Source organism: Euryhalocaulis caribicus (genome assembly GCF_000412185.1).
Lineage (GTDB): Bacteria > Pseudomonadota > Alphaproteobacteria > Caulobacterales > Maricaulaceae > Euryhalocaulis > Euryhalocaulis caribicus.
On sequence record NZ_ASJA01000005.1, the window covers coordinates 142,705 to 165,276 of the forward strand.

Consider the following 22,572-nt stretch of genomic DNA (forward strand, 5'->3'; position numbering starts at 1 on the left):
AGCCCCCGAAATGTCGACGGCGCAGCGCGCACGCGGCGCCGCTATTTCCCGTCCGGGCAGGTGGGCGGCGCCGGCGCGGTTGCGCCGCCCGCATCCTCGAAAGGCGTCTCCAGCCAGGGCGGTCCCGCTTCGCCCAGCCTCTCGGCGTAATCGTAGAGCGTGCGCAGATATTGCTGCTGGAAAGGTTTCGCGGCGTCGCATTTGAACGTCTCGGGGATCAGGGCGAGATGAAAATTGAAGCCGTCGCGCTGCGCCAGATAATAGATGCGGGTAATGTCGGACATCGCCTGATAGCTCAGCAGCACCTCCAGAGACCGGTTGGTCAGGCGGTACCAGACCGGTCTCGGCGGGTCATAATCCGGCAGTCCCCGGCCATTGCGGATGACATAGATATCCAGGCCCACTTCGAAATCGGCGGCGTCCAGCAACTGCCCCAGCTGCACCTGCGGCTGGTAGGCAAAGACCTGTGACGTCACCCCGCCATCGGCGTGCAGCTCGGTATAGGTTTCGCCATTGGCGCGCACCCGGATCGCCACCGGCGGAAACAGGCCGGGAATGGCGGAAGAGGCCAGCAATACGTCCCGGAACAATTGCAGGGAATCCGGGCGGCCGCTGACGGCGATCGCGCCGAGATCCCAGACCACGGGCCGCCCGGCGTCCAGATTGGTGGTGGCGACCAGAAGACGGCGGCCCTTCCGGTGCTCGCGGGCGACGTCTCTCATCAATTGCGGCGTGGCATAGCGATTGACCAGCGCGCGCAGCGGCGCGGCGTCGGCCAGCGCCGGACCGTTGATCATGTTGGGCAGGACCGCCGCCTGATAGACGTCGGACGGCCCGATTTCGGTATAGGCTTCCTTCAGTTCGGCGTCATAGCCGGTCCCCAGAAACGCCAGCGGCGCAATGATGGCGCCCGTGCTGACGCCTGTGACAATCTGGAATTCCGGGCGCGTCCCGGTTTTCGTCCAGCCATTCAGCAGGCCCGCCCCGAACGCGCCATTGCCGCCGCCGCCCGACAGCGCCAGGAAATCGATCTCCACCGTTTCGCCGCGCGCGATGCGCTCGGCGTTGCGGGTGCGGATATGGCGCAGGTTTTCCGCCGCCGATTCCTCGATCCGCGGCGGCGCGGCGTCGCCCCAGTAGCGGATCTCGTCAAAGCCGGGCACTTGCGCGCTGTCGGCCAGCGCCTCCGGCACGGCGGTTCTGATCGGCGCGGCGCAGCCGGCCAGCAGGCTGGCGCCCATAAACGCGGCGAGAATCCAGATACGCATGAAGGCTGCTCGTCTCATCGGGCGTCCGCCCTTAAAACAGCACCGCCAAGGGGCGGGGACAAGCTTGTCTGACGCATATCCGGCCTTAAAATAGTCACGCCGCCGGCAATAAAACCGTGATTTTTCCGGACCGGACGGCGGGTTTTATGATGGCCGATATCGATGTTGAAGAGGGCGGCAAGTCCGTCGACCTGACGGGGAAACGGGTCCTTGTCGTTGAGGATGAGCTTCTGATCGGGCTGGAGCTCGAACAGAGCCTGACCGACGCCGGATGCGCTGTCGCGGGACCGGCTGAATCCGTCGACCAGGCGAGAGAATTGATCGACGGCGCGGCGCTGGACGCCGCGCTTCTGGACGTCAATCTGGACGGTCGGCCCGTGGACGAGATCGCCGGACTTCTGGCGGAGCGCGATATTCCATTCGCCTTCGCGACCGGATGGGCCGCCGATAATCTGCCGCGCCCTTTCGCTGATCGTCCCGTCTTGCAAAAGCCGTTCAGCCCGCAGGACGTTGTGGCCGTATTACGCCTGCTTCTGGACCGGCCTTCGGCGGTCTAGGCTCCGCCATTGCCGTTTGGTGAGGGTTTCAGGCGCCGCGCCAGGGCGCGATCCAGATCCTCCATCGCATAGGGTTTTCTCAGGATCGTGAAATCGGCGGTCAGGGTCAGCTCGTCCTCGCTATATCCCGTGGTCAGGATGATCGGCAGGTCCGGCCAGGTTTCGCGCACGCGTTCGGCCAGTTCCAGACCGTTCATTCCGCCCGGCATGACGATGTCGGAAAACATGATGTCGAAATCACGGTTTTCCTCCAGCGCCGTCAGCGCCTCGGCGGCGGAGGAAACGCGGCGGCAGTCATGGCCCAGAAGCTCGACCAGTTCGCAAACCATGCGCGCGACATTGTCGTCGTCCTCGACCAGCAGCACCCGCGCCGCCCCATGCGCGGCCGACGGGGCCGGGGTTTCGTCCCGCTGGCCGTCGTCAGCCGGCGCTTCCTTCGAACGCGGCAGGATCAGGCTGATCGTCGTGCCCTGGTCCAGGGCGCTGTCGATCTCCGCCCAGCCGCCGGACTGGGACGCAAAACCATAGACTTGCGACAGACCCAGACCCGTTCCCTTGTCCACGTCCTTTGTCGTGAAGAAGGGCTCAAACGCCCGTGCCACGGTTTCTTCCGACATGCCGGCCCCGGTATCGGTGACGGACAGGCGCACCATTTCCCGGTCGCGGCCGTCCTCGGCATGAATGATATTCTCGCCTTCGATGGTCAGGGCGCCGCCATTGGGCATGGCGTCGCGCGCATTCACCGCGAGATTCAGAATGACCAGTTCGAATTGTCCTGAATCCACCTTGATGGGCCACAGCGTTTCCGGTGTCCGCAGGGTGACGCTGATATCCTCGCGCAGGGATCGCTCCAGCAGCTCGCGCATCCCTTCGACCTGCTTGCCGGGATGGATCACCTGCGGCTTGAGTTTCTGACGCCGCGCGAACGCCAGCAATTGCCGTGTCAGGCCCGCGCCCCTGTCCACCGCCTTTTCGATGCTCTCCAGGATCATGTTGCGGCGCTCGCCGTCGGCGCTTTTCTCCAGCAGCCGCAACCCGCTGGAGACGGTCATCAGAAGATTGTTGAAATCATGCGCCACGCCGCCCACCAGCTGGCCCATCGCCTCCATTTTCTGGCTCTGCCGCAGCGCCTGTTCGGCCCGCTCGCGTTCATCGATCTGCACGCGCAGCGCATCGTTTGCGGCGGCCAGCTCCCGCGCGCGCAAATCCAGATTGGCGTTGGCCCGCCGAAGCGCGGTGTGGGCGATGCCCAGAACCACGACCACCAGCGCCGCCATGAAGACCAGCATCGCCATGACGCCATACCGGATCAGGCGGCTGATCAGCGGAATCGTCACCACGCGCAGATAGACAGCGCCAAAAACGCTTTCCCCGCGTCTCACCGGCGCGGCCGCCACGGCGCGCCCGTTCTCGAGATGCGGGGCGGCGCGGATAATATTGGTGGTCGGCAGCTCCACGTTCGGGCCGGACGTATAGGACGCCACCATCATGCCGGTTTCGTCATAGACCGCGGACGCCTCGATATCGGGATTGGCGCGCAGCGCGTTCACATAGTCCTGGGCGGTCTGGTTGTCGTCGAACGCCAGCGGCGCGCTCAGGCTGTCGGCCAGGATCTCGACCTGCACCCGGACTTCTTTCAGCTTCTGCTGCTCATAGAAACGTTCGCTATAGATCACCGTCGCCAGACCGCCGATCAGCAGCAGGAACGCCGCGCTGAGGGCGGCGATCTCGGGAACGCGCCACAGGCGCGAACGCGGCCGGGCCGGCGCCTGGGTCATGTATCGGTCCTCCGGACGCTCACCGCGATGCCCAGCAGGCGCGAACTGACTTTCAGCCCGTGCCGGGTCGCCTGCATGTCGTCGACATGAAACCGCACCCGATTGTCTATGACCTCGAAATGGATGACGCCCCGCGCCTCGTCTCCGGCCGCGCTGTCAGTCACGGTCAGCACGGGCGTCTCCCCGCTGGCGGCCAGCCCGTCAGCGACGCTCTGATAGCCGGAGCCGGACAGATAGGCGACGTGACACCCTGAATCGCGCCCGATGCGGTGCAGGCGATGGACGGAAAGCGGCCGTCCGGCGGCGGTCTGTTCCTCGACCATCCTGTCCAGCAACACGCCGAACGGATCCTCGCCGATAATGCAGATGCGAACGGGCGTGGCAGGGCTGGGAAAGGCCTCGGCGGGCCATGAAATGAAATCCGCGAAGCGATAGAGGAAGGTCGCCTTGATCGGCGCTTCCAGCGACTCGCCGCTATCCTGCGCCGCGGCCTGCGGGGAGGCGGCCGCCAGGACGATCGCAAGCAAAGCCAGGCCTTTGACCGCCAGCCTGACCGGGGATGCGCCTGTCAGCACCTCTAGAAACCCCACCTCAGACCCACATGAACCCCGCGGCGCGCCTCCTGCGCGAAATTGGCGGCGTCGGTTTCCGGATGGCTTTCGTCAAGCAGATTGATACCGGCCAGGGTCAGCTCCACGTCGTCGGTCACCATCCATCCTATGCGCGCATCCAGTTCCACATAACCGGGAATGGCCGGGTTGGGCAGGTCATCAATCCAGCGCAGGTCCGCGTCCAGACGCAGGCGTTCATTGATATCCATGCGGGAATGGATTTTCGCCTGCCAGGACGGATCGTTGCCGGTGGAAGGCGGGCTGGCGATATTGGTCGCGCCCGGCTCCAGATCGAAATCCTTTTCCAGCGTGGTCAGGCCGGCGCTCAGCCGCCACCAGTCCGTTGCCTGCCAGTCGCCCCAGACTTCCACGCCATAGGTCTGGCCGTGAAGCTGGTTGAGGAATTGCGCGGGAAAACCGCCGTCTGCGGACAGGGCGGTGTTGCGCAGATCGTCATAGTCATTGAGGAAGACCGATACGGAAACGGAAGTGTTTTGCGTGGGCCGGCCGCGATAACCGGCCTCATAGGCGATCAATTCCTCGCTGCCGAAATTCGGCCCGCCCAGGAATATTCCCTCCGCCACAAGGTCCCGGTCCACCCGCACCGGCGTCCGGATCGCGCGGGATGCGGCGGCCCACAGAAGCGTTCTGTCATTGGGCGTCCAGGCCAGCCGCGCGCTCGGCAGATAGTCGAAATCGGAATAGGAGCTGTATTCGAATTTCACGCCCAGCGTCAGGGTCAGCGTTTCTTTCAGGCTGATCTCGTCCTGCAGGAAGAGATTGGCCAGCTCCTGATGATCCTGTTCCGGATCCAGGGTGAAGGCGCCGGGGGCGCGGAAAATATCGTGGATATAGCGATAGCCGCCGCCCCAGTTCAGCTGGTGACGGCCCAGCGGCGCCAGCGCGTTCTGGAAGAAGATGTCCGCGGTTTCCGTCTCGTCATAGAGCGCGACATCCTCCCGCGTGGAGGTGTCGTAATAGGCGCGGATCATGGTCCAGCCGCCATTATCCAGATCGTGCGTCCAGCGGCCCAGAAGATTGCCGCCGCTGAGATCGCCCGCGCCGATATTGTCGTCGAAGAAATCGCCCTGGAAGGTGAAGCGGTTGGAGCCGGCCTGCCAGTCGGTGCGGAATCCGCCGGTCACGCCGTCATAGCCGTCCATCGCGTCGCCGCCCCCCGGCGCCAGCGTATGCTCGCGATTGAAAGCGTTTGCATAGACGCGGAACGAGGCGTTTTCGCCAACCTTGCCGCCAAAACGGGCGGTCGCGGTGCGGTCCAGCGACCCGTAAGTGCCGCGCGCGGCCCAGCCCTGCGTGTCGGCGGAATTCTTGGTGATGACGCTGATCACGCCATTGACCGCGTTCGCGCCCCATGTCGCGCCGCCGGGGCCGCTGATCACCTCGATGCGGCGCACGTCCTCCAGCAGCACGTGTTCTTCGTCCCAGAAGACCCCGGAATGAAGCGGCGCATAGACGCTGCGCCCATCGATCACGACCAGCAGCTTGTTCGCGGTTTCAACCGAATTGAACCCGCGCGCGGAGATGGCGTATTGCGAGGCGCTGTCCCGCGCGACGTGAAGGTTCGGGGCCAGGCGCAACGCTTCGGGAAGGCTGGTCACGCCGGAGCGGCGTATTTCCTCGGGCGTGATGACATAAATCGCGGACGGGGCTTCGCTGATCGGCTCGCGGCGCCGGGAGACGGAGAAAATTTCCAGCCGGGCCAGTTCCTCGATGGAATAATCGCGGAGATCCTCAACCTGCGCCGCCGCCGCCGCTGCCGGGGCGGGGGAAAGAAACGTCGCGGTCATGGCGGCGGACAGCGCGCACATCGCTTTGCGGTGCAGGCGATTTGCCCGGAAAATCATACGCTTCCCCCCACGGTCCCGCGCTCCCCTTAAGAACCTTGATTACCCGCGATCTGGAAATGCGGATAAAACTGACCGTAAGCCTATACGTGTCGCGGCGGGGAAGGTTCCTGCGCAATGGCGCCTGCGCCGGGAAAGCGTTCCGTCAGGCGGCTTTTCGCGTCAGCCCGGCGGCCAGGAACCCGGCGGCGAGGAGGACGGCGGCCAGATTGACCGCCAGCGCCGCATCTTGCGCCGCATAAGCTCCGAAAAGGATGGCGTGACACAGCGCAACGCCCGCCAGCGCCGCCGCGGACGCCAGCATCAGGATCCGCACGGTCCGGTCCTGATTCATAAACAGGGAAAGACCGGCCGCCGCCGCCATGACCGCCCAGAAACAGCCCGCCGGAGATAGCGGCAGGGCCAGCGCCGCAATGGCCGACAGGGCCAGCGCCACCGGCGCGCCCCAGACAAAGCCGGACCACAGCCTGTTGATGACGTCCTTCTTGCCGCGCTTGGCCAGCCAGATATTGATCCCGGTCACCGAAACCACGCTCAGCGCGAGCCCGAAAATCCCGTAGAAAACCTTCGAAAGCATCCCGCCAAACTGGCCGAAATGTGCCTGATAGACGGAGAAAATGACCTGTTGCCCGGCCTCGCCGTCGGCGAAACCGGCCGGGCCTAGATAGTTTCCGGCTGCGTCGAAGCGGTATTGTTCGGCATAGATCAGGCGGCCCGGATGGGTGGCGCCGATAATCATGTATTGCTGCGGCGTGCCGGCGTCCTCGATGGTCAGATAGAAGGGTTCGGCCTGCGGCGCTATTTCGTCCATCCGGGTCAGGGCGGCGCTGAGGCCGACCGGCTCCATGTCCTGCGCCAGCGCGGGTTCCGCGCCATAGAGCGCGGCCATGGCCTGTGTCCGGTCGCCGTCAAAATAGGTCTGCGAAAGCGGCCCCATCACCAGCCCGAAGAAGCCGAAAAACGCGCCTGTCACGGCGATCACAAGGTGAAACGGCGCGCTCCAGACGCTCAGCCGGTTATGGATGTCGGTCTGTTCCAGCTGCCGCGATCCGCCCAGCCGCAGATTGAACGCATCCTTGAGGATACGGGGATGGGCGAAGAAGCCGGAAACGATCAGCCCGCAAAGGATCGCCCCGAACGCGCTGACGAAAATCATCCCGATATTGCGCGGCAGGTGCAGGTAAAGGTGCAGATTGACCAGCATATCGGTCCATTCATGCGCCACTTCCGCGCCCAGCGTGCCGTCCGGATGCACCAGCCAGGTCTGGTTTTCCGATGAAATCGTCAGGCGCGGACGCTTCTCCGTCGGCAGCATGACGAACATGTGGTGGGTGACTTCCACCCCGCTGGCGGTCAGTTCGTTATAGGTGGTCTCCAACGCCTGCGGGTCGAATTCGGTGAAAGTGTCGCCGCGCGGCTGCTCCCATTGCTGCAATTCCTGACCAAAAACCGCCAGCGTTCCCGACAGGCAGATCAGATACATCAGCGCGCCGGTCATCAGGCCCAGCCAGGAATGGCTGGCCAGGGAGCGCTTTACGAAGCCGGAAGGAAGGGAAAATTTCATCGAAGGGCGCGTTTTACAGATAGATCAGCGCGGCGCCAGCGGCCCCGGCGGCAATAATGGCGGCCGCCGGACGGACCAGTTTCGTGTCGGCAATGGTCCAGTAAGCGGCGATTCCCCACACCACCGGGATCAGAAGGAAGGAAAACGCCATGCGGTTTGCCGCGCTTCCGGGCAGCAGCTTCAGCGCCGCGATGGTGAAAAGCGCGGAGGACACCGCCGCAACCGGGGTCGAAATCAGGAAAAGAAGGCCGTGCCGGACCAGGCGATTCATGCGCCCGCGCGTGGCGTGCACCGGCCCGGAAGGCTTCCTTTCAACACGGGCGCGGCTGAATTTGGCGCGGGGGAGCACCGCGATCCAAGCCAAAAAGCCCATCGTCAGAAGGGCGTAAGCCGTCCCGTATTCGGGGCCCGAGGCGGCGATCCAGAGCGGCAGGGAGGCCGCGATCAGCGCCCAGCCGGCGATAACCGGCAGGGTGCGGCCCGGTTTGGGCCGCCGTTTCCAGGCAAAATGCAGGCAGAACACGCCCGCAATGGCGCTCAGAACGGCTGCGAACCCGGCCCAGATCATGCGGTTTTTGGGTCGAAATCAGTCAAGAAAGGCTCCGTTTCCGCCTAGAAATCGGCCGAAACCGACACGAAGACGCTGCGCGGCGCGCTCAGCACCAGGTAATTCGCGCCCGGAAAGCCGCCCGCCGAAGCCCAGTAGGACTCGTCGGTGAGGTTCTCCATGCGCGCCCGGAAGGTCACGCCGCGGTCATAGAGCGTGGTCTCATAGCGCACGCCGGCGTCCAGACGGGTCCAGGAATCCAGCTGGATCGTGTTCGCCTGATTGGTTTCCTGCTCGCCGGTATAGATGATGCGGCCATCAAGGGTCAGGCCGGGCACGGCCGGAACGTCCCATTCGGCGTTCAGATTGGCCTGAACCTCGGGCACGCCGATGGCGGTCTTGCCGTCGAACTGGCCGTTCTGGGTGCGCGAAAGCTCCGCGTCCAGAAGCGTCAGGCCGCCTAGAAGACGGACATTTTCGGCCAGTTCGCCGAACACGCTCAACTCGATCCCGGTGTTTTCCTGCTCTCCGGCGACCGAGAAGACATTGTTTTCGACAAAGGCGCTGGGCAGCGTGGTCGAAAACGCGCTCAGCGTGCCGCCGAATCCGTCCCAGTCCACCTTGATCCCGGCCTCATACTGCTCGGCGGTGAAGGGGGCGAAGACCTCGCCGGCATTCTCCACCGGCGCGCCGCCGCTGGTGGCCGGGGCGGTCTGGCCGGGGATCAGCGCCTCGGCATAGTTGGCGTAGAGCGAAACCCGGTCGCTGGCGCGATAGACCAGCGCGAAAGCCGGGGTGATCGCGTCATCCTCATACCGCGAAAGCTCCGCGCCGGTATTATAATCAAAGGAGGCGGTCTCGATATTCTGATAGCGCGCGCCCAGCGTCGCCAGCAGGCGGCCGTCGAACAGCGACACGATATCGGCGATGGCGAGGCTGGAATTATCCACTTCCTCGGTCACCAGCGGATCGGACAGATCGCCGCCGACAAAGAAATCCGGGGCCGGCGGGGCGACCGCGAACGGGTCATAGAGATCGCCCGCGAAACCGGCGAAACTGGAAAAGGCGTAGGCATTTTCAGATTCCGACGAAATGGCGGAGCCGGACGCGATCAGGCGGTGGCCGATGGCGCCGGTTTCGAACTCCGCCCGCACGCCGGCGTCGGCGGAGAGGATATTGTCCTCCCGCACATTGTCGAAGCGATAGGCGGTGGTGACCCCGTCCGCCTGGGCGCTGGGATTGGCCAGCACATTGTCCTCTTCGCCATTGCGCGCGCCGGCCGCAGCCCAGACGGTGACATTGTCCGTCAGGTCGAATTCGCCGCGCACCGCGCCGAACAGCTGGCGCTCGTCCGTATAGGTCCAGGGCTGGGCGAAATTGACGCTGGCGTCCGGCGGCTCCGGGATCTCGCCCAGCGGGGTGACGCTGGGGCGCGGGGCGTCGATGCGGTGGTCCTGAAAGCCGATATCGGCGGAGAAGCGGAAGCGCGGGCCCTGATAATCGGCTCCGGCGGACAGCACCGTCAGCTCCCGGTCCTGATTGTCCACGGCGGTCTCGCCGTCGCGGCGCACGGCGTTCACGCGCAGGCCCAGCGCGTCATCGGCGCCGAAGCGGCGGCCGATATCCAGCGCGCCATAGCCCTGTCCCTGGTTGCCATAACCAACGGTCAGGCGGGTGAGGGGATCGTCCGGGGCGCGCTTGGGCACAAGGTTGAAGGCGCCGCCCACGCCGCTGCCGCCGGGCGCGGCGCCGTTCAGGAAGGAATTGGCGCCGCGGAAGACCTCCACGCGCTCCAGCATCTCGGCGGCCACGAACTGGCGCGGCAGGATGCCGTAGACGCCGTTATAGGTCATGTCGTCCGAATAGACCGGGAAGCCGCGGATGACATAAAGCTCCTGAAAATTGCCGAAGCCGCGCGCCACGCGCACGACCGGATCGTTCTGGAGGACATCGGCCACGCTTTCGGCCTGCTGGTCGCGGATCAGCTTTTCGGTGTAGGCGGTGGCGTTGAACGGCAGGTCCATGAAATCGACATTGCCCAGCATGCCCGCGCGTCCGCCGCGCGCCACCTGACCGCCTTCATATTCGTTCAGAAGGCCGACCTGGGAGCCGTCGCCCAGCACGATGATGGTGTCGAGCGCCGCGGTCTGCGTTTCCGCATTCTCCGCATCCTGCGCCTGCGCGCCCAAGCCCGCCGCGCCCGCCAGCGCCATCGCCGAAACGGTGGTGATAAGGAATTTCATGATTTTGCCCCCGCGAACCCTGCCGCCATTCAATGAGATTGCGAGTAATTCGCATTATTGTTTGTGCGGTGCAAGACAGCGACGTGCAAGTCGCGCGCGGCGTCCGGTCACGGGGGGAAGCGTTGCGGCGGCCCGGCGTCAGCCAGCGGCGCGGAGCCGGGCCTTGCGGCGCGCCCGCATGACGGCGTTGAGCTGCGCGCCGAGGCAGATGACATAGGACGACACCCACATCCACATCAGCAGCGCGGCCACCGCGCCCAGCGACCCGAAGGTTTTGTTGTAATTGGCGAAATCGGCCGCGTAGATCGAGAACAGCCCCGAGGCGGCGATCCAGACAATGGCGGCGAACAGGGCGCCGGGGGTGAACCATTTGAAACGGCGGTCCCGCTTGTGCGCCGGCGCCCACTGATAAAGCGCGGCGACCGCGGTCATGAACAGCAGGATCACGCCCGCCCAGCGCGCCAGATGGATCAGGATTTCGCTGAGCGTGCCGATCCGCAGCGCCTCCAGCACGGGCGGGATGGCAGCGATGGCGGTCACCGAAAGAAGGGCGAAGATCACCCCGCCCACGGTGAAGCCCAGAGACATGATGTAATGTTTCACCATGCCGCGCGTCTCCTCCACCTCATAGGCGACATTCAGCGCCGCGATCAGCGCCCGCGCGCCCTTGGACGAGGCCCAGAACGCGAAGGCCAGCGCCAGAATCGCGCCAAACCCGGCGCCGGCCTTGTCGGCGGAGGCTATGGATTCAAGCTGGTCGGAGATGATGGAATAGGCGTCCGGCGGCATCAGGGTTTGCAGGATCTGCATCTGGCGGAAAACCGCCTCCGGGTCGGCGAAGAATCCCCAGATGGTCAGGGCCGCGCCCAGCGCCGGAAACACCGCCAGAAAACCGAAAAAGGCGACGCCCGCCGCCAGAAGCCCCAGATTGTTCCGGCCGACGCGGTCCATGACCTGCCGTCCGATGGAAAATGCGATCCGAAGCCCGGCCCGGGCGCGGGCCAGCGGTTTTGCGTGCGTCATGGGCGCAATAGCGATTCATTGGCGCGCCGGGTTCCCGGCGCGCGACACTTTGACAGCCAATCTGGCAAAGCGCAGACCTTGAAACCATTCCGGCGCGGCGGCGTTGCAATCGCGTCCCGTCCAGAAAGAGTTGCAGGACCATAGCGATGGCAAGACACCGCGTGCGGAAATCCGCTCATGGATGACTCCCGTTTTCTGATACCGGGCCAGACATGCTGGCGGGTCGAGCAGGCCGGCAAGTTCTCCGTGCTGATCGACGGGTGCGATTATTACCGCGCCCTGAAACGCTGCATTCTCCAGGCGCGGGAGCAGGTCCTGATGATCGGCTGGGACTTCGATACGCGGATCGAGTTCGAGCCCGAGGGAAAAACCCTGGAAGGCCCCAACAAGCTGGGCCCGTTCCTGAACTGGCTGACAGAGACGCGGCCGGATCTGGAAGTCCGTTTGCTGCGCTGGAATCTGGGGCTGTGGGAGGCGCTGAAACGCGGCGAGACCCCGCTATTCCTGTTGCGCTGGATGATGGGCGAGGAAGTTCATATCCGGCTGGACGCGGCGCATCCCCCGGCGGCCAGCCATCACCAGAAATTCGTTGTGATCGACGATGCGCTGGCCTTTTGCGGCGGCATCGATTTGACCAAGGGCCGCTGGGACACGCGCGAACACCTGGACCGCAACCCGTCCCGCCGGTCGGGCCGCGGCGCGCCGCTGGGCCCGTGGCATGACGCGACGACCTGCGTCGATGGCGAAGCCGCCAAGGCGCTGGGCGATCTGGGGCGGATCCGCTGGAAGCGGGCCACCGGCGAGGAGCTTACGGCCCCGGAAAGCAAGCACACGCTGTGGCCCGAGGATATCGAACCCACCCTGACCGGGGTGGAGCTGGGCATATCCCGGACCATGGGCTCGTTCGACAAATATCCCGAGACGCTGGAGATCGAGACGCTGACCCTCAAGGCGATCCGCGAGGCGAGGAAGACCCTTTATATCGAGAGCCAGTATTTTGCCTCCCGCCGCATCGCCGAGGCGATGATCGAGCGCCTTCAGGAGGAGGATGGACCGGAAATCGTGGTGGTGACGCCCGAGTCGCAGGCGGGCTGGCTGGAGGAAAAGACCATGGGGTCGGCCCGCGCCAAGCTGCTGAGCCTGGTCGAGAAATCCGATCCGCATGACCGCTTCCGCATCTTTTATCCGGTGACCGCGAAGGGGACGCCGGTCTATGTCCACGCCAAGATCATGGCGGTGGACGACCGGCTGTTGAAGATCGGGTCCGCCAATCTGAACAACCGCTCCATGGGATACGACACCGAATGCGACATCTCGCTGGAGGCGGGGGCGGAAGACGGACACTTGCAGCGGACCATAACCGGGGTCCGGAATGACCTTCTGGCCGAGCATCTGGGCCTCAGCGTGGAAGACGTGGAAAAGCGGCTGGAAGAGGCGGACGGCTCCATCATCGCGGTGATCGATTCCGGCCGCGAAGGCCGGCATCTGGAGCCGCTGCCCATCCGGCAGCTGGACGCGGCGGACGAGGTAATGTCCGAACAGGAAATGCTGGATCCGATCCGGCCCTTCTCGCTGCGGCGCGCCATTCGCCGGCGTATCGGCCTCTGATTGCCGGTCGCGTCATCTTGCTCTCGCCGCCCCGATGCGCCAGCTAGAGAAGCGGCAAGAACGGGGTTTCAGCGATGAGTGACCAGTCCGGAGACAACCAGAGCGCATCGGATATGCCCAGCAGCGAGGATCTGGCCGCGCGGCTGGTCCGGCTGCTGCAGGTCGAGACGCTGGACACCGATCTCTATCGCGGTCCGCGCAATCCCGGCGGGCAGGGCCGCGTGTTTGGCGGGCAGGTGATCGGCCAGGCGCTGATGGCCGCGACCGGCTCCATCGAGGACGACAAGGTCGCCCATTCCCTGCACGCCTATTTCATGCGGCCCGGGGACGAGCAGTTGCCCATCATCTACCGCGTGGAGCGCGACCATGACGGCGGCAGCTTCGCCACGCGGCGCATCATCGCCATCCAGAACGGCAAGCCGATCCTGAACATGGCGGCGTCGTTCCAGCGGCCGGAGACGGGCCTGTCGCACCAGTTCGACATGCCGGAGGCGCCGGACCCGGACACGCTGCCCACCGAGAGCGAGGTGGTGTTGCGCCACCGCGACCGGCTGCCCGAGCCCTTTGTCGAATTCATCACGCGCCGCAGGCCGATCGAAGTGCGCCACGCGGATGAATGGACTCTGGCCAGTCCGCGGAAGGGGGAGCCCCGCCGCCGCCTGTGGTTCCGCGCCGCCGGGCCGCTGGGCGATGATCCGAAAATGCACCGCGCCGTGCTGTCCTACGCCTCGGACATGGCGCTGATGGGGGCCTGCATGCAGCCGCACGGGGTGAGCTGGCTGACCGACCGGATGCAGACGGCCAGCCTGGATCACGCCGTCTGGCTGCATGACGATTTCCGGGCCGATGAGTGGCTGCTCTACGCGACCGACAGCCCGTGGTCGGGCGGCGGGCGCGGCTTCAATCGCGGCCAGATATTCACCCGTGACGGGCGGCTGGTCGCCAGCACCGCGCAGGAAGCCCTGATCCGCCTGAAGGACTAGTCGGAGACCGGCTCGGCCTTGCGTTCGGCTTCCATCCGGCGGGCCTGCAGCAGCGTCTCGAGATGGATGTCGCCGCTGCCGCCGCACACGCCCATGATCATCGCTTCCTCGCCCTCGCCGACGATGTAGGCGTGGCCCATATTGGAGTCGATATAGAAGGACTCCCATTTGCGCAGGATCACCGGATCGTAGAATTCGGTATGAACCTCGACCACGCCTTCCAGCACGAAAATATATTCCTCGCCGGCGTGGCGGACCAGCTCGCCAAATTCCTCGATCGACTTGGCGCGGACCTTGGTCATGATCGGAATCATGCGCTTCTTACGAAGGTCCGTGCACAGATAATAGTAATCGTAGTTCGGGGTTTCGACGCGCAGGGCGTCGTCCATCGTGCCCTTGCTCTTGCGGCCCGTGATGGCGCCGTTGGCGGCGCTTTCCGGCGGGGTGCTGAACAGGTCCGACATGGGAATCGACAGGCGCTGGCTGAGCTGTTGCAGCTTGTCGTAGGTCAGCGTCAGGCGGTCGTGTTCGATCTTGGACAGCGTGGATAGCGGGATGCCCGATTGCGCGCTCATCTCCTTGAGCGTCCAGCCGTTGCGCTTGCGTATGTCGCGTACGACCGTGCCCAGCGTGGCGCGCGACTCCCCGTCTTCACTCATCCGAACTCTCCACTCGAAACGGCTCGTCTGGCCGGACCCCGATTTCCCGATTGGAAAATCCTGACCCGAACAGGATCAAACCTAATCGCCCCGGCCGGGCTTTGCAAAAACCCTTTGAAGTCAGGGGGCTGCGCCGGGCGCTTCAGGCCCGCGGGGCGCGACTCAAAACGTCCTGTAACAGCTAAAATTATCATATTAGAGAAACTTGGTTGACAATTTTCTGATCGGGATCATTCTGTGCGGTTAACGGGAGAGACGAAGGAAAAGAGGGGAAGCCAATGGGCGCGTTTGCCGCAAAAGGCCGGGGGATCGCATCGCCGTCCCGGCGCGGTCTGCTGAAGGGATTTGGCGCCGCCGCCCTGGTTTCCGCCCCGGGCATGGCCTGGGCGCAGCAGGCGCTGCTGGCCGATGTTTCCGGTCCGGCCAAGGCCCTGATGGACCGGGCGGTGGTGATCGACATGCTCGGCCCGCTCAGCCTGGATTTCACCTCTGATGCTTTCCGCGACGCCCTGACCCCGGAAGAGGCCGAGGAATTCAGAACCTCCGGCGTCACCGCCTTTCACAATTCCTATGGCGTGGGCGGACCGGACGCGCACCAGAGCGTGCTGCAATACATGGCCGCCTGGAACGGCTTCGTGGCGCGCAATGCCGGCTTGTTCACGCTGGTCGACCGCGCCGAAGACATTCAGGCCGCCAAGGATTCGGGCAAGATCGCCGTCATCATGGGCGTGCAGAACTCCTCTCATTTCCGCACCGCGGACGATGTCGAGCTGTTCTACGATCTGGGCCAGCGCGTATCCCAGCTGACCTATAATTCCCAGAACCGGCTGGGCTCCGGCAGCACGGACCGCGTGGATGGCGGGGTCAGCGATTTCGGCGCCTCCATCATCGCGAAAATGAACGAGATCGGGATGCTGGTCGATGTCTCCCATTGCGGCGACCAGACCACGCTGGACGCGATCGAGATTTCAGAGCGTCCCATCGCCATAACCCATTCCAATTGCCGGGCGCTGAACGATCACCCGCGCCTGAAGACCGACGAGGCGATCCGCAAGCTGGCCGCCAAGGGCGGCGTGATGGGCATTACCGGGGTGCGCAATTTCGTGCGCGGCGAGGAGCCCACGAGCGTCGAGCATATTGTCGACCACATCGACCATGTCGCGCAGCTGACGGGGGTCGAGCATGTGGGCGTTGGCACGGACACCGATCTCAACGGCTATGACGATATGAGCCCGGAGATGAACAAGATGCTCCGCGCTTCCTACAAGGGGTCCTACGCCTTCCGCGACAAGCTGGACACGGACGGCTTCGACGATCCCGCGAAATTCTACCACCTGACCGAGGCGCTGCTGCGCCGGGGCTACGGGGACGATGATGTCCTTCTGATCATGGGCGGCAACTTCCAGAGGCTGCTCACGGAAATCTGGTCCGATCACGACGCGTATCTGGAAAAGAAAGCCGCGAAAGAAGCCGAAAAGGCCAGCGGCGACGGGGAGTAGCGGCGTCGGACGCCTTTTTCTGAAATCTCGATGGGGGAGATTGAACATGACTATCCGGACTTTGCGTAACAGCCTGTTCTGCGGGGCGGCTGGCCTGGCCATGGCGGCCGGGGCGGCGATGGCGCAGGAGGCCTCGGCCAGCGAGGACGAACCGCAGGCTTCGCGCGTTCGCGACGTCATCGTCGTCACCGCGCAGAAGCGCGAGGAAACCATTCAGGACATACCGGCCTCGATCAGCGTGATCGGGGGCGCTCAACTGGAAAATCTGGCGGCCAAGTCGCTGACCGATTACGCCGCCTATGCGCCGGGCTTCAATGTCGATGGCGGGGGCAGTCCGGGGCAGGCGTCATTGACGCTGCGGGGCGTCGCGCCAATCGGGCCGGGCTCCACGGTGGGCACCTATATCGACGACGCGCCGCTGGGCTCCAGCGCCAATTACGCGCGCGCTTCGGCCTTCGCGCTGGACCTCTTCCCTTACGATATCCAGCAGGTCGAATTGCTGCGCGGGCCGCAGGGCACGCTCTACGGCGCAAGCACGATGGGCGGCCTTCTGAAATACGTCTCCAAGAAACCCAATCTCAGCGAAACCGAGGTTCGCGCCGGTCTGGAATTCCTGACCATCGAGGACGCCAAGCGCCTGGGCATGGGCGCCCGCGCGCAGGTGAACGCGCCGCTGGTGACCGACAAGCTGGGCGTTCAGGCCAGCATCTATCACCAGTACACGCCGGGCTATATCGACAATGCGCTCAACGGCAATGACGATGAGAACGAGGTCCGCCAGAGCGGCGGGCGCTTCGCCCTGCGCTGGGCGCCGAACGCGGACGTGACCGTTGATCTCAACGCCATGATCCAGAGCATCGAGTCCGAAAATAACGCCTATGTCTCTCTGGATACGGTGACCCAGGAACCGGTCGGGGGCGAGGGGCTGACGTCTTCCCGCGTGCTGGACCAGCCGTTCGAGAAAGACGTCCAGTTCTTCTCCGGCCGGGTGGCCTGGGATCTGGGCTGGGCCGATTTTACTTCGGTCAGCAGCTTTTCGCGCACCGAACAGCTACAGACGCAGGACGCCACGCCGATCTTCGGCGTGCTGTTCCCGCTGCTGACGGGCGGCGCCGTTCCGGCGGGGCAGTCCCTGTTCACCATCCAGCTGGATCTGGACAAGTACACGCAGGAATTCCGTCTGGCCTCATCCGGCGAAAGCCGGCTGGAATGGCTCGCGGGGGCTTTCTACACCCATGAGGACAGCACCAACCGGCAGCTCGCCGGCGCCTCTGACAATAACGGCGTTCCCATTCCGGGCCTGGATCCGCTGGCCACGGTCGCGCTGCCGACGACGTATGAGGAATACGCGGCCTTCGGCAATCTGACCTATAATTTCACGGACCGTCTGGATGTCACTGTGGGCGGCCGCGTGGCGCACAATAATCAGGACTACACCCAGATCAGCAGCGGCGCGATCATCGGCGGCGATCAGGTTGTTCCGGGCGAATCCTCGGAAACCGTTTTCACCTACATGGCGAACGCCAGCTATGACCTGATGGATCAGACCATGATCTATGCCCGGGTCGCCAGCGGCTATCGTCCGGGCGGGCCCAATGTCGCCCTGCCGGGCGTTCCGCCGACCGTGGATTCCGATACGCTGGTGAACTACGAGGCCGGCGTGAAATCCGAATTCTGGGATGGCCGCGCCCTGGTCGAGGCCACGGTCTTCTGGATCGACTGGGAAGACATCCAGATCACGTCCAGCTCCGGCGGCATCAGCTTCCTTACCAATGGCGGCATGGCGCGCAGCCGGGGCGTCGAATTTTCATCGGTGTTCTCGCCGGTCGATGGCCTGCGTCTGGGCGCAAACGCCGCCTATACCGATTCCGAGCTGACAGAGGACGTGCCCGACCTTCAGGGCGTGGACGGCGACTCGCTTCCGGGCGTGCCGGAATACAACGCCTCGCTTACCGCCGATTACACCTGGCCAGTCATGCAGGACTGGGACGCCAGCGCGGGCGGCGGCGTGCGTTTTGTCGGCGAGCGGAATACGAATTTCCCGGCCGACTTCCGCAATGTCGTGATCGACAGCTATGGGGCGCTGGACCTTCACGCCCAGATTGCGAACGACACCTGGACGCTGCGCGCCTACGTCAAGAACGTCACCAACGAAGACGACTTCCTCAATGTCGGCTTTGTCGAGGACGGGCTGGGCGGACCCGTGGAGCTTCAGGGCTTCGTCCTGCAACCGCGTACAATCGGGGTCAGCCTGGACGCCCGCTTCTAGCGGGCGGCCCTGACGCCGCAAATATAAGAGGGGGAGTATTCATGTTTGACCGTATCCGCCGGCGTTTCGCCGTTCCGGCTCTGATCGGCGCGAGTCTTGGCCTTGCCGGTTTTTCGGCCGCTTGGGCGCAGAGCGAGACCCAGCCGCTGACGCCCGAACCTGCGGCGTCCGAAACGGACATGCCGGAGATCGAGCCGGCAGAAGGCGGTCTGACGCGGGACGACGTGGAAGGCTTCCTCGACGGCTTTGTTCCCTATGCGCTGAGCGAGGGGGACATTGCCGGGGCGGTGGTCACCGTGGTCGAGGACGGCGAAATCCTCCTCAGCAAGGGCTATGGCTATTCCGATCTGGAAACCCGCGCGCCGGTCGATCCGGCCCGCACCCTGTTCCGGCCGGGCTCCATCTCCAAGCTGTTCACCTGGACGGCGGTGATGCAGCTGGTCCAGAGCGGCGACGTCAGTCTGGACGAGGACGTCAACGCCTATCTGGATTTTGAAATTCCCGAGCATGAAGGCGGGCCGATCACGCTGCGTCATGTCATGACCCATACCGCCGGTTTCGAGGAAACGGCGAAATGGATCCTGCTTGAGGATCTGGAGCAATTCCCCGATCTCGAGACGTATCTGAAGGAAAACCTGCCGCCGCGCGTCTTCGATTCCGGGACGATGCCGGCCTATTCCAACTACGCCACCGCGCTGGCCGGCTATATCGTCGCCCAGGTCTCCGGGGTCTCTTTCGACGACTATCTGGACGCCAATATCTTCGACCCGCTGGGCATGACGCGCTCCACCTTCCGTCAGCCGATTCCGGACGATCTCGATGCGGAAATGTCGAAAGGCTACATGACGGCCTCCGACGGCGAGCCCCGCGAATTCGAGCTGGTCACACCGGCCCCGGCCGGATCCCTGTCCGCCACGGGCGAGGATATGGGCCGCTTCATGATCGCGCATCTGCAGGGCGGGGGCGCGCTGCTGGACAGCGCCACGGCCGAACAGATGCACACCACGGCGGACCGTAAATTCCCGCCGCTGAACGCCATGATGCTGGGCTTCTACGAACAGGACCGCAACGGCTATTCGGTGATCGGGCATGGCGGCGACACGATCGCCTTCCACTCCGATCTCAGCCTGTTCCTGGATGAGGGCGTGGGCCTGTATATCTCCATGAACAGCGCCGGGGCGGAGGGCGCGTCCGGCAAGATCCGGTCCGCCCTCTATGAAGCCTTCGCCGACCGGTATTTCCCGGATGAGGATGAACAGGATGCGCCCACGCTGGACACGGCCGCCGAGCACGGCGCCATGGTGGCGGGGCTGTATGAAAGCTCGCGCGGCTCTTTCCACAATTTTCTGACCTCGCTGTCCCTGGTCGGGCAGCTGAAAGTCAGCATGAACGAGGATAACGAGCTGATCGCCCCGCTGATCACCGAAACCAGCGGCGCCCCGACGCGCTGGCGCGAGGTGGAGCCGTTTGTCTGGCAGGCGGTCAATGGTCAGGATCGCCTGACCGCGAAAATGGAGGACGGCGAGGTGGTCGCCCTGACCATGGAGCCGGTCTCCCCGATCATGGCCCTTTTGCCCGTGCCGTGGTGGAAATCTTCGGGCCTGCTGATGCCGCTTCTGGTCGTGGCGCTGATCGCGCTGGCGCTGACCGCCCTGCTTTGGCCCGTCCGCGCCATCGTGCGCTGGCGCTACCGTTCGCCGTTCCCGCTGGAGGGACGCACGGCGGCGGCCTATCGCGCGGTGCGCGCGGTCAGCGGACTGACGCTGGTCTATCTGGGGCTGTGGGCGTTCCTGATCATCTTCCTGATGTCGGATTTCACGCGCCTGACGGACGCCACGCATCTGCCGCTGCGCCTGTTGCAGTTTGCCATGATCATTCCGCTGGGCGGGCTTGTCCTGTCGCTGTGGAACGCTTTCCAGGTCTGGACCGGCGCGTCCAGCTGGTTCGGCAAGCTGTGGAGCGTGGTCCTGGTCGTGGCCTTCCTTATCGTCATCTGGTTCGCCAGCGCCGGTAATCTCTTCAGTTTCACCCTGCAGTTCTAGGAGGCTCGCATGCTCCGCCTTATCAGCCTTGCCTGCCTGGCTGCGGGCCTCGCTCTCCAGCCGGCGCTCGCGCAGACGCCGGAAACCGAAGCGCCGCAAGACGCGGGGGCGCAGGAAACGGCGCCGGAAACCGGCGCGCCTGCGGAACCGCCGCTGGAAGAGCCGGCCGCCGCGCCATCCCGCCTTCCCGCCGATCAGCTGGAAGCCTTTGTGGACGGCCTTGTGCGGGACGCGATGGAGGCGGAGCATTATGCCGGCGTGCATGTGGCCGTGGTGGAAGGCGGCGAGACCCGCCTTCTGAAAGGCTATGGCGCGGCGAGCCTCGAGCCCTATCGGGAGGTCGATCCGCAGCGCAGCCTGTTCCGCATCGGCTCGCTGTCCAAGACCTTCACCTGGATCGCCCTGATGCAGGCGGTCGAAGACGGGCTGGTCGACCTGGAAGCCCCGGTGAATGACTATCTGCCGGAGGATTTGCAGGTTCCGGACGAGGGCTATGGGCCGATCCGCGTGATCGACCTGATGAGCCATGCGCCGGGTTTCGAGGACAGCGCGCTGGGTCATCTCTTCGCGGGACGCGAGGACGACATCATGTCGCCGGAGGCCTATGAGGCGGCGCACCGCCCGGACCGCGTGCGCGAGCCGGGGCAGTTCTCCACCTATTCCAATTATGGGGTCCTGCTTGCCGGACGGATCATCGCCGAGGTCTATGGAGCCGATTTCCCGACCGTGATCGACGAGCAAATCTTCGACCCGCTGGGCCTGACCCGCACCACGTTCCGCGAGCCTTACGCCCCGCGCGACGACCTGCCCGCGCCGATGGACGAGGATATCGCCGGCGATGCGGCGACGGGGTTCGAGTGGAAGGGCGGAGTCTTCCAGCCGCGCAAATATGAATACGCCACACAGGTCGCCGCCGCCGGCTCGGTTTCCGCCAGCGCCGCGGACATGGCGGCCTATATGAAGCTGTTGCTGAACGATGGCGAACTGGACGGCGTGCGCATCTATTCGCCGGATACGGCCGAGGCGTTCCGCACCCCGATCATCGACACGCCCGACACGGCCAATGGCTGGGCGCACGGCTTCATCGTCAGCACCTTTCCCGGCGGCTATGAGGGCTATGGCCATGGCGGCGCGACGATGTGGTTCCGCACCTATCTGGTCGTGGTGCCGGAGCTGGATCTGGGCGTCTATGTCTCGGTCAACACCAATACGGGCCGCTCGCTCGGCCTGCGCCTGCCCAGCCTGATCATCGAGCGTTTCTATCTGGATGAAGACACGCCGGCCTGGCGGCCTGGCGATGAGGCGTTTCTCGAGACGGCGGATCTCTATACCGGGCAATATACGCCGACGCGGCGCGCCTATTCGGGCCTCGAGAAATTCGTGATGCTCATGAACGGCGTGCAGACCGTCAGCGCCAGCAGCGAAGGCTATCTGGTGGTCGGCTCCGGCCCCGGCAGTCACGCCTGGGTTCCCACCGATCAGCCGGGGCGCTTCCTGTCCGCAAACAGCGCCGAGGTCCTGACTTTCGAGACGGATGAAAGCGGCAAGGCGGTCGCCTTTATCGGCCCGCTCGGCACGCTGATGTATCAGCGCGCGCCCTTTCTGCTGAAACCCGGGCTGCTGACGGTTTTCTTCGCCCTGACGATGATCGCCGCCGCGGCCACCCTGATCGGCGCGCTGACCCGGCTGGGCCGGCCTGTCGCGCCCACGCCCTGCCAGCGCTGGGCCAGCATCGCTTCGCTGGCGACGGCCGGGCTGTGGGTGCTGGCCGCCGTGATGTTCCTGCTGTGGGCGCAAGGCGCCAGCGACAGCGAGGGCCTGATGTATGACTGGCCGAACGGGCCGTTGCCGCTGGCCTCCACGCTGGCGCTGCTGGCGTCCATTGGCGCGGTGGTCATGGCCGGTCTGACGGTCTGTGTGTGGAGCGGCCGGTCTGCCGGGGGCTGGAGCCTGTGGCGCAAGCTTCGCTACAGCGTGACGCCGCCCGTCTATCTGATTTTCGCCATCGTGCTGATCGCCCGCGGCGGTCTGTTCCCCTGGGCCTGACCGGGAATGG

The 22,572-nt window shown here is 64.7% G+C and carries 16 protein-coding genes; 7 read left to right on the forward strand and 9 right to left on the reverse strand.

Annotated features, from left to right (window positions below; genetic code table 11):
- Nucleotides 1-41: 41 nt before the first annotated feature.
- Nucleotides 42-1,268: a patatin-like phospholipase family protein gene (locus tag L338_RS05960; protein ID WP_022697458.1), complete on the reverse strand. Its 1,227-nt coding sequence runs from the start codon at nt 1,266-1,268 to the stop codon at nt 42-44.
- A gap of 146 nt (nt 1,269-1,414) precedes the next feature.
- Here L338_RS05960 and L338_RS05965 point away from each other — a divergent pair, with 146 nt between their 5' ends.
- Nucleotides 1,415-1,825 (forward strand): response regulator, encoded by a 411-nt coding sequence (locus L338_RS05965; protein ID WP_022697459.1) that lies wholly within the window; start codon nt 1,415-1,417, stop codon nt 1,823-1,825.
- Here the strand turns inward: L338_RS05965 and L338_RS05970 are convergent.
- The 7 genes from L338_RS05970 to L338_RS06000 all read right to left on the reverse strand — a co-directional run bounded on the left by L338_RS05970 (nt 1,822) and on the right by L338_RS06000 (nt 11,456).
- On the reverse strand, nt 1,822-3,603 hold the full coding sequence (locus L338_RS05970) for an ATP-binding protein (protein ID WP_022697460.1): 1,782 nt from the start codon (nt 3,601-3,603) through the stop codon (nt 1,822-1,824). The genes L338_RS05965 and L338_RS05970 overlap by 4 nt on opposite strands.
- The gene (locus tag L338_RS05975; protein WP_161624604.1) at nt 3,600-4,130 is read right to left on the reverse strand and encodes a TOL_0243 family YfiR-like periplasmic protein; all 531 of its coding nucleotides are present in this window, start codon (nt 4,128-4,130) and stop codon (nt 3,600-3,602) included. The genes L338_RS05970 and L338_RS05975 overlap by 4 nt, the downstream gene beginning before the upstream one ends.
- Nucleotides 4,131-4,180: 50 nt before the next feature.
- Nucleotides 4,181-6,079, reverse strand: a complete 1,899-nt coding sequence (locus L338_RS05980; RefSeq protein ID WP_022697461.1) for a TOL_0244 family TonB-dependent receptor — start codon at nt 6,077-6,079, stop codon at nt 4,181-4,183.
- Between the two features lie 145 nt (nt 6,080-6,224).
- Nucleotides 6,225-7,643, reverse strand: a complete 1,419-nt coding sequence (locus tag L338_RS05985) for a PepSY-associated TM helix domain-containing protein (protein WP_022697462.1) — start codon at nt 7,641-7,643, stop codon at nt 6,225-6,227.
- A 13-nt stretch (nt 7,644-7,656) separates the two neighbouring features.
- Nucleotides 7,657-8,211, reverse strand: a complete 555-nt coding sequence (locus tag L338_RS05990; protein WP_022697463.1) for a hypothetical protein — start codon at nt 8,209-8,211, stop codon at nt 7,657-7,659.
- Nucleotides 8,212-8,255: 44 nt separating this feature from the next.
- Complete coding sequence (locus tag L338_RS05995) at nt 8,256-10,433, reverse strand: TonB-dependent receptor (protein ID WP_022697464.1); 2,178 nt, start codon at nt 10,431-10,433, stop codon at nt 8,256-8,258.
- A gap of 138 nt (nt 10,434-10,571) precedes the next feature.
- Nucleotides 10,572-11,456 carry a YihY/virulence factor BrkB family protein gene (locus L338_RS06000; RefSeq protein WP_022697465.1) on the reverse strand — a complete coding sequence of 295 codons (885 nt, stop codon included), beginning with the start codon at nt 11,454-11,456 and terminating at the stop codon, nt 10,572-10,574.
- Between the two features lie 177 nt (nt 11,457-11,633).
- Here L338_RS06000 and L338_RS06005 point away from each other — a divergent pair, with 177 nt between their 5' ends.
- Together L338_RS06005 and L338_RS06010 are read left to right on the forward strand one after the other, a co-directional pair.
- Entirely contained in the window at nt 11,634-13,064 is a 1,431-nt protein-coding gene (locus L338_RS06005) for a phospholipase D-like domain-containing protein (RefSeq protein ID WP_022697466.1), read from the forward strand.
- Between the two features lie 74 nt (nt 13,065-13,138).
- Nucleotides 13,139-14,047: an acyl-CoA thioesterase gene (locus L338_RS06010; RefSeq protein ID WP_081639497.1), complete on the forward strand. Its 909-nt coding sequence runs from the start codon at nt 13,139-13,141 to the stop codon at nt 14,045-14,047.
- On the opposite strand, the gene L338_RS06015 is transcribed toward L338_RS06010, so the two are convergent.
- Nucleotides 14,044-14,706, reverse strand: a complete 663-nt coding sequence (locus L338_RS06015) for a helix-turn-helix domain-containing protein (RefSeq protein WP_022697468.1) — start codon at nt 14,704-14,706, stop codon at nt 14,044-14,046. The genes L338_RS06010 and L338_RS06015 overlap by 4 nt on opposite strands.
- A gap of 278 nt (nt 14,707-14,984) precedes the next feature.
- On the opposite strand from L338_RS06015, the gene L338_RS06020 reads away from it, so the two are divergent.
- Genes L338_RS06020 through L338_RS06035 form a run of 4 tightly spaced genes read left to right on the forward strand, consistent with a single transcriptional unit; the run spans nt 14,985 to nt 22,562 of the window.
- Nucleotides 14,985-16,205, forward strand: a complete 1,221-nt coding sequence (locus L338_RS06020; protein ID WP_022697469.1) for a dipeptidase — start codon at nt 14,985-14,987, stop codon at nt 16,203-16,205.
- A 46-nt stretch (nt 16,206-16,251) separates the two neighbouring features.
- Nucleotides 16,252-18,474, forward strand: coding sequence for a TonB-dependent receptor (locus L338_RS06025; protein ID WP_081639498.1), 2,223 nt, complete (start codon nt 16,252-16,254; stop codon nt 18,472-18,474).
- A 41-nt stretch (nt 18,475-18,515) separates the two neighbouring features.
- Nucleotides 18,516-20,516 carry a serine hydrolase domain-containing protein gene (locus tag L338_RS06030; protein ID WP_022697471.1) on the forward strand — a complete coding sequence of 667 codons (2,001 nt, stop codon included), beginning with the start codon at nt 18,516-18,518 and terminating at the stop codon, nt 20,514-20,516.
- Between the two features lie 9 nt (nt 20,517-20,525).
- Nucleotides 20,526-22,562: a serine hydrolase domain-containing protein gene (locus L338_RS06035; RefSeq protein ID WP_022697472.1), complete on the forward strand. Its 2,037-nt coding sequence runs from the start codon at nt 20,526-20,528 to the stop codon at nt 22,560-22,562.
- The last annotated feature ends 10 nt before the right edge of the window (nt 22,563-22,572 follow it).

Excerpts from the sequence above, each read along its gene's own strand:
- L338_RS05960 (WP_022697458.1), bottom strand. The coding sequence starts at position 1,268 with ATGCGTATCTGGATTCTCGCCGCGTTTATGGGCGCCAGCCTGCTGGCC.
- L338_RS05965 (WP_022697459.1), top strand. The coding sequence starts at position 1,415 with ATGATGGCCGATATCGATGTTGAAGAGGGCGGCAAGTCCGTCGACCTG.
- L338_RS05970 (WP_022697460.1), bottom strand. The coding sequence starts at position 3,603 with ATGACCCAGGCGCCGGCCCGGCCGCGTTCGCGCCTGTGGCGCGTTCCC.
- L338_RS05980 (WP_022697461.1), bottom strand. The coding sequence starts at position 6,079 with ATGATTTTCCGGGCAAATCGCCTGCACCGCAAAGCGATGTGCGCGCTG.
- L338_RS05985 (WP_022697462.1), bottom strand. The coding sequence starts at position 7,643 with ATGAAATTTTCCCTTCCTTCCGGCTTCGTAAAGCGCTCCCTGGCCAGC.
- L338_RS05990 (WP_022697463.1), bottom strand. The coding sequence starts at position 8,211 with ATGATCTGGGCCGGGTTCGCAGCCGTTCTGAGCGCCATTGCGGGCGTG.
- L338_RS05995 (WP_022697464.1), bottom strand. The coding sequence starts at position 10,433 with ATGAAATTCCTTATCACCACCGTTTCGGCGATGGCGCTGGCGGGCGCG.
- L338_RS06000 (WP_022697465.1), bottom strand. The coding sequence starts at position 11,456 with ATGACGCACGCAAAACCGCTGGCCCGCGCCCGGGCCGGGCTTCGGATC.
- L338_RS06005 (WP_022697466.1), top strand. The coding sequence starts at position 11,634 with ATGGATGACTCCCGTTTTCTGATACCGGGCCAGACATGCTGGCGGGTC.
- L338_RS06010 (WP_081639497.1), top strand. The coding sequence starts at position 13,139 with ATGAGTGACCAGTCCGGAGACAACCAGAGCGCATCGGATATGCCCAGC.
- L338_RS06015 (WP_022697468.1), bottom strand. The coding sequence starts at position 14,706 with ATGAGTGAAGACGGGGAGTCGCGCGCCACGCTGGGCACGGTCGTACGC.
- L338_RS06020 (WP_022697469.1), top strand. The coding sequence starts at position 14,985 with ATGGGCGCGTTTGCCGCAAAAGGCCGGGGGATCGCATCGCCGTCCCGG.
- L338_RS06025 (WP_081639498.1), top strand. The coding sequence starts at position 16,252 with ATGACTATCCGGACTTTGCGTAACAGCCTGTTCTGCGGGGCGGCTGGC.
- L338_RS06030 (WP_022697471.1), top strand. The coding sequence starts at position 18,516 with ATGTTTGACCGTATCCGCCGGCGTTTCGCCGTTCCGGCTCTGATCGGC.
- L338_RS06035 (WP_022697472.1), top strand. The coding sequence starts at position 20,526 with ATGCTCCGCCTTATCAGCCTTGCCTGCCTGGCTGCGGGCCTCGCTCTC.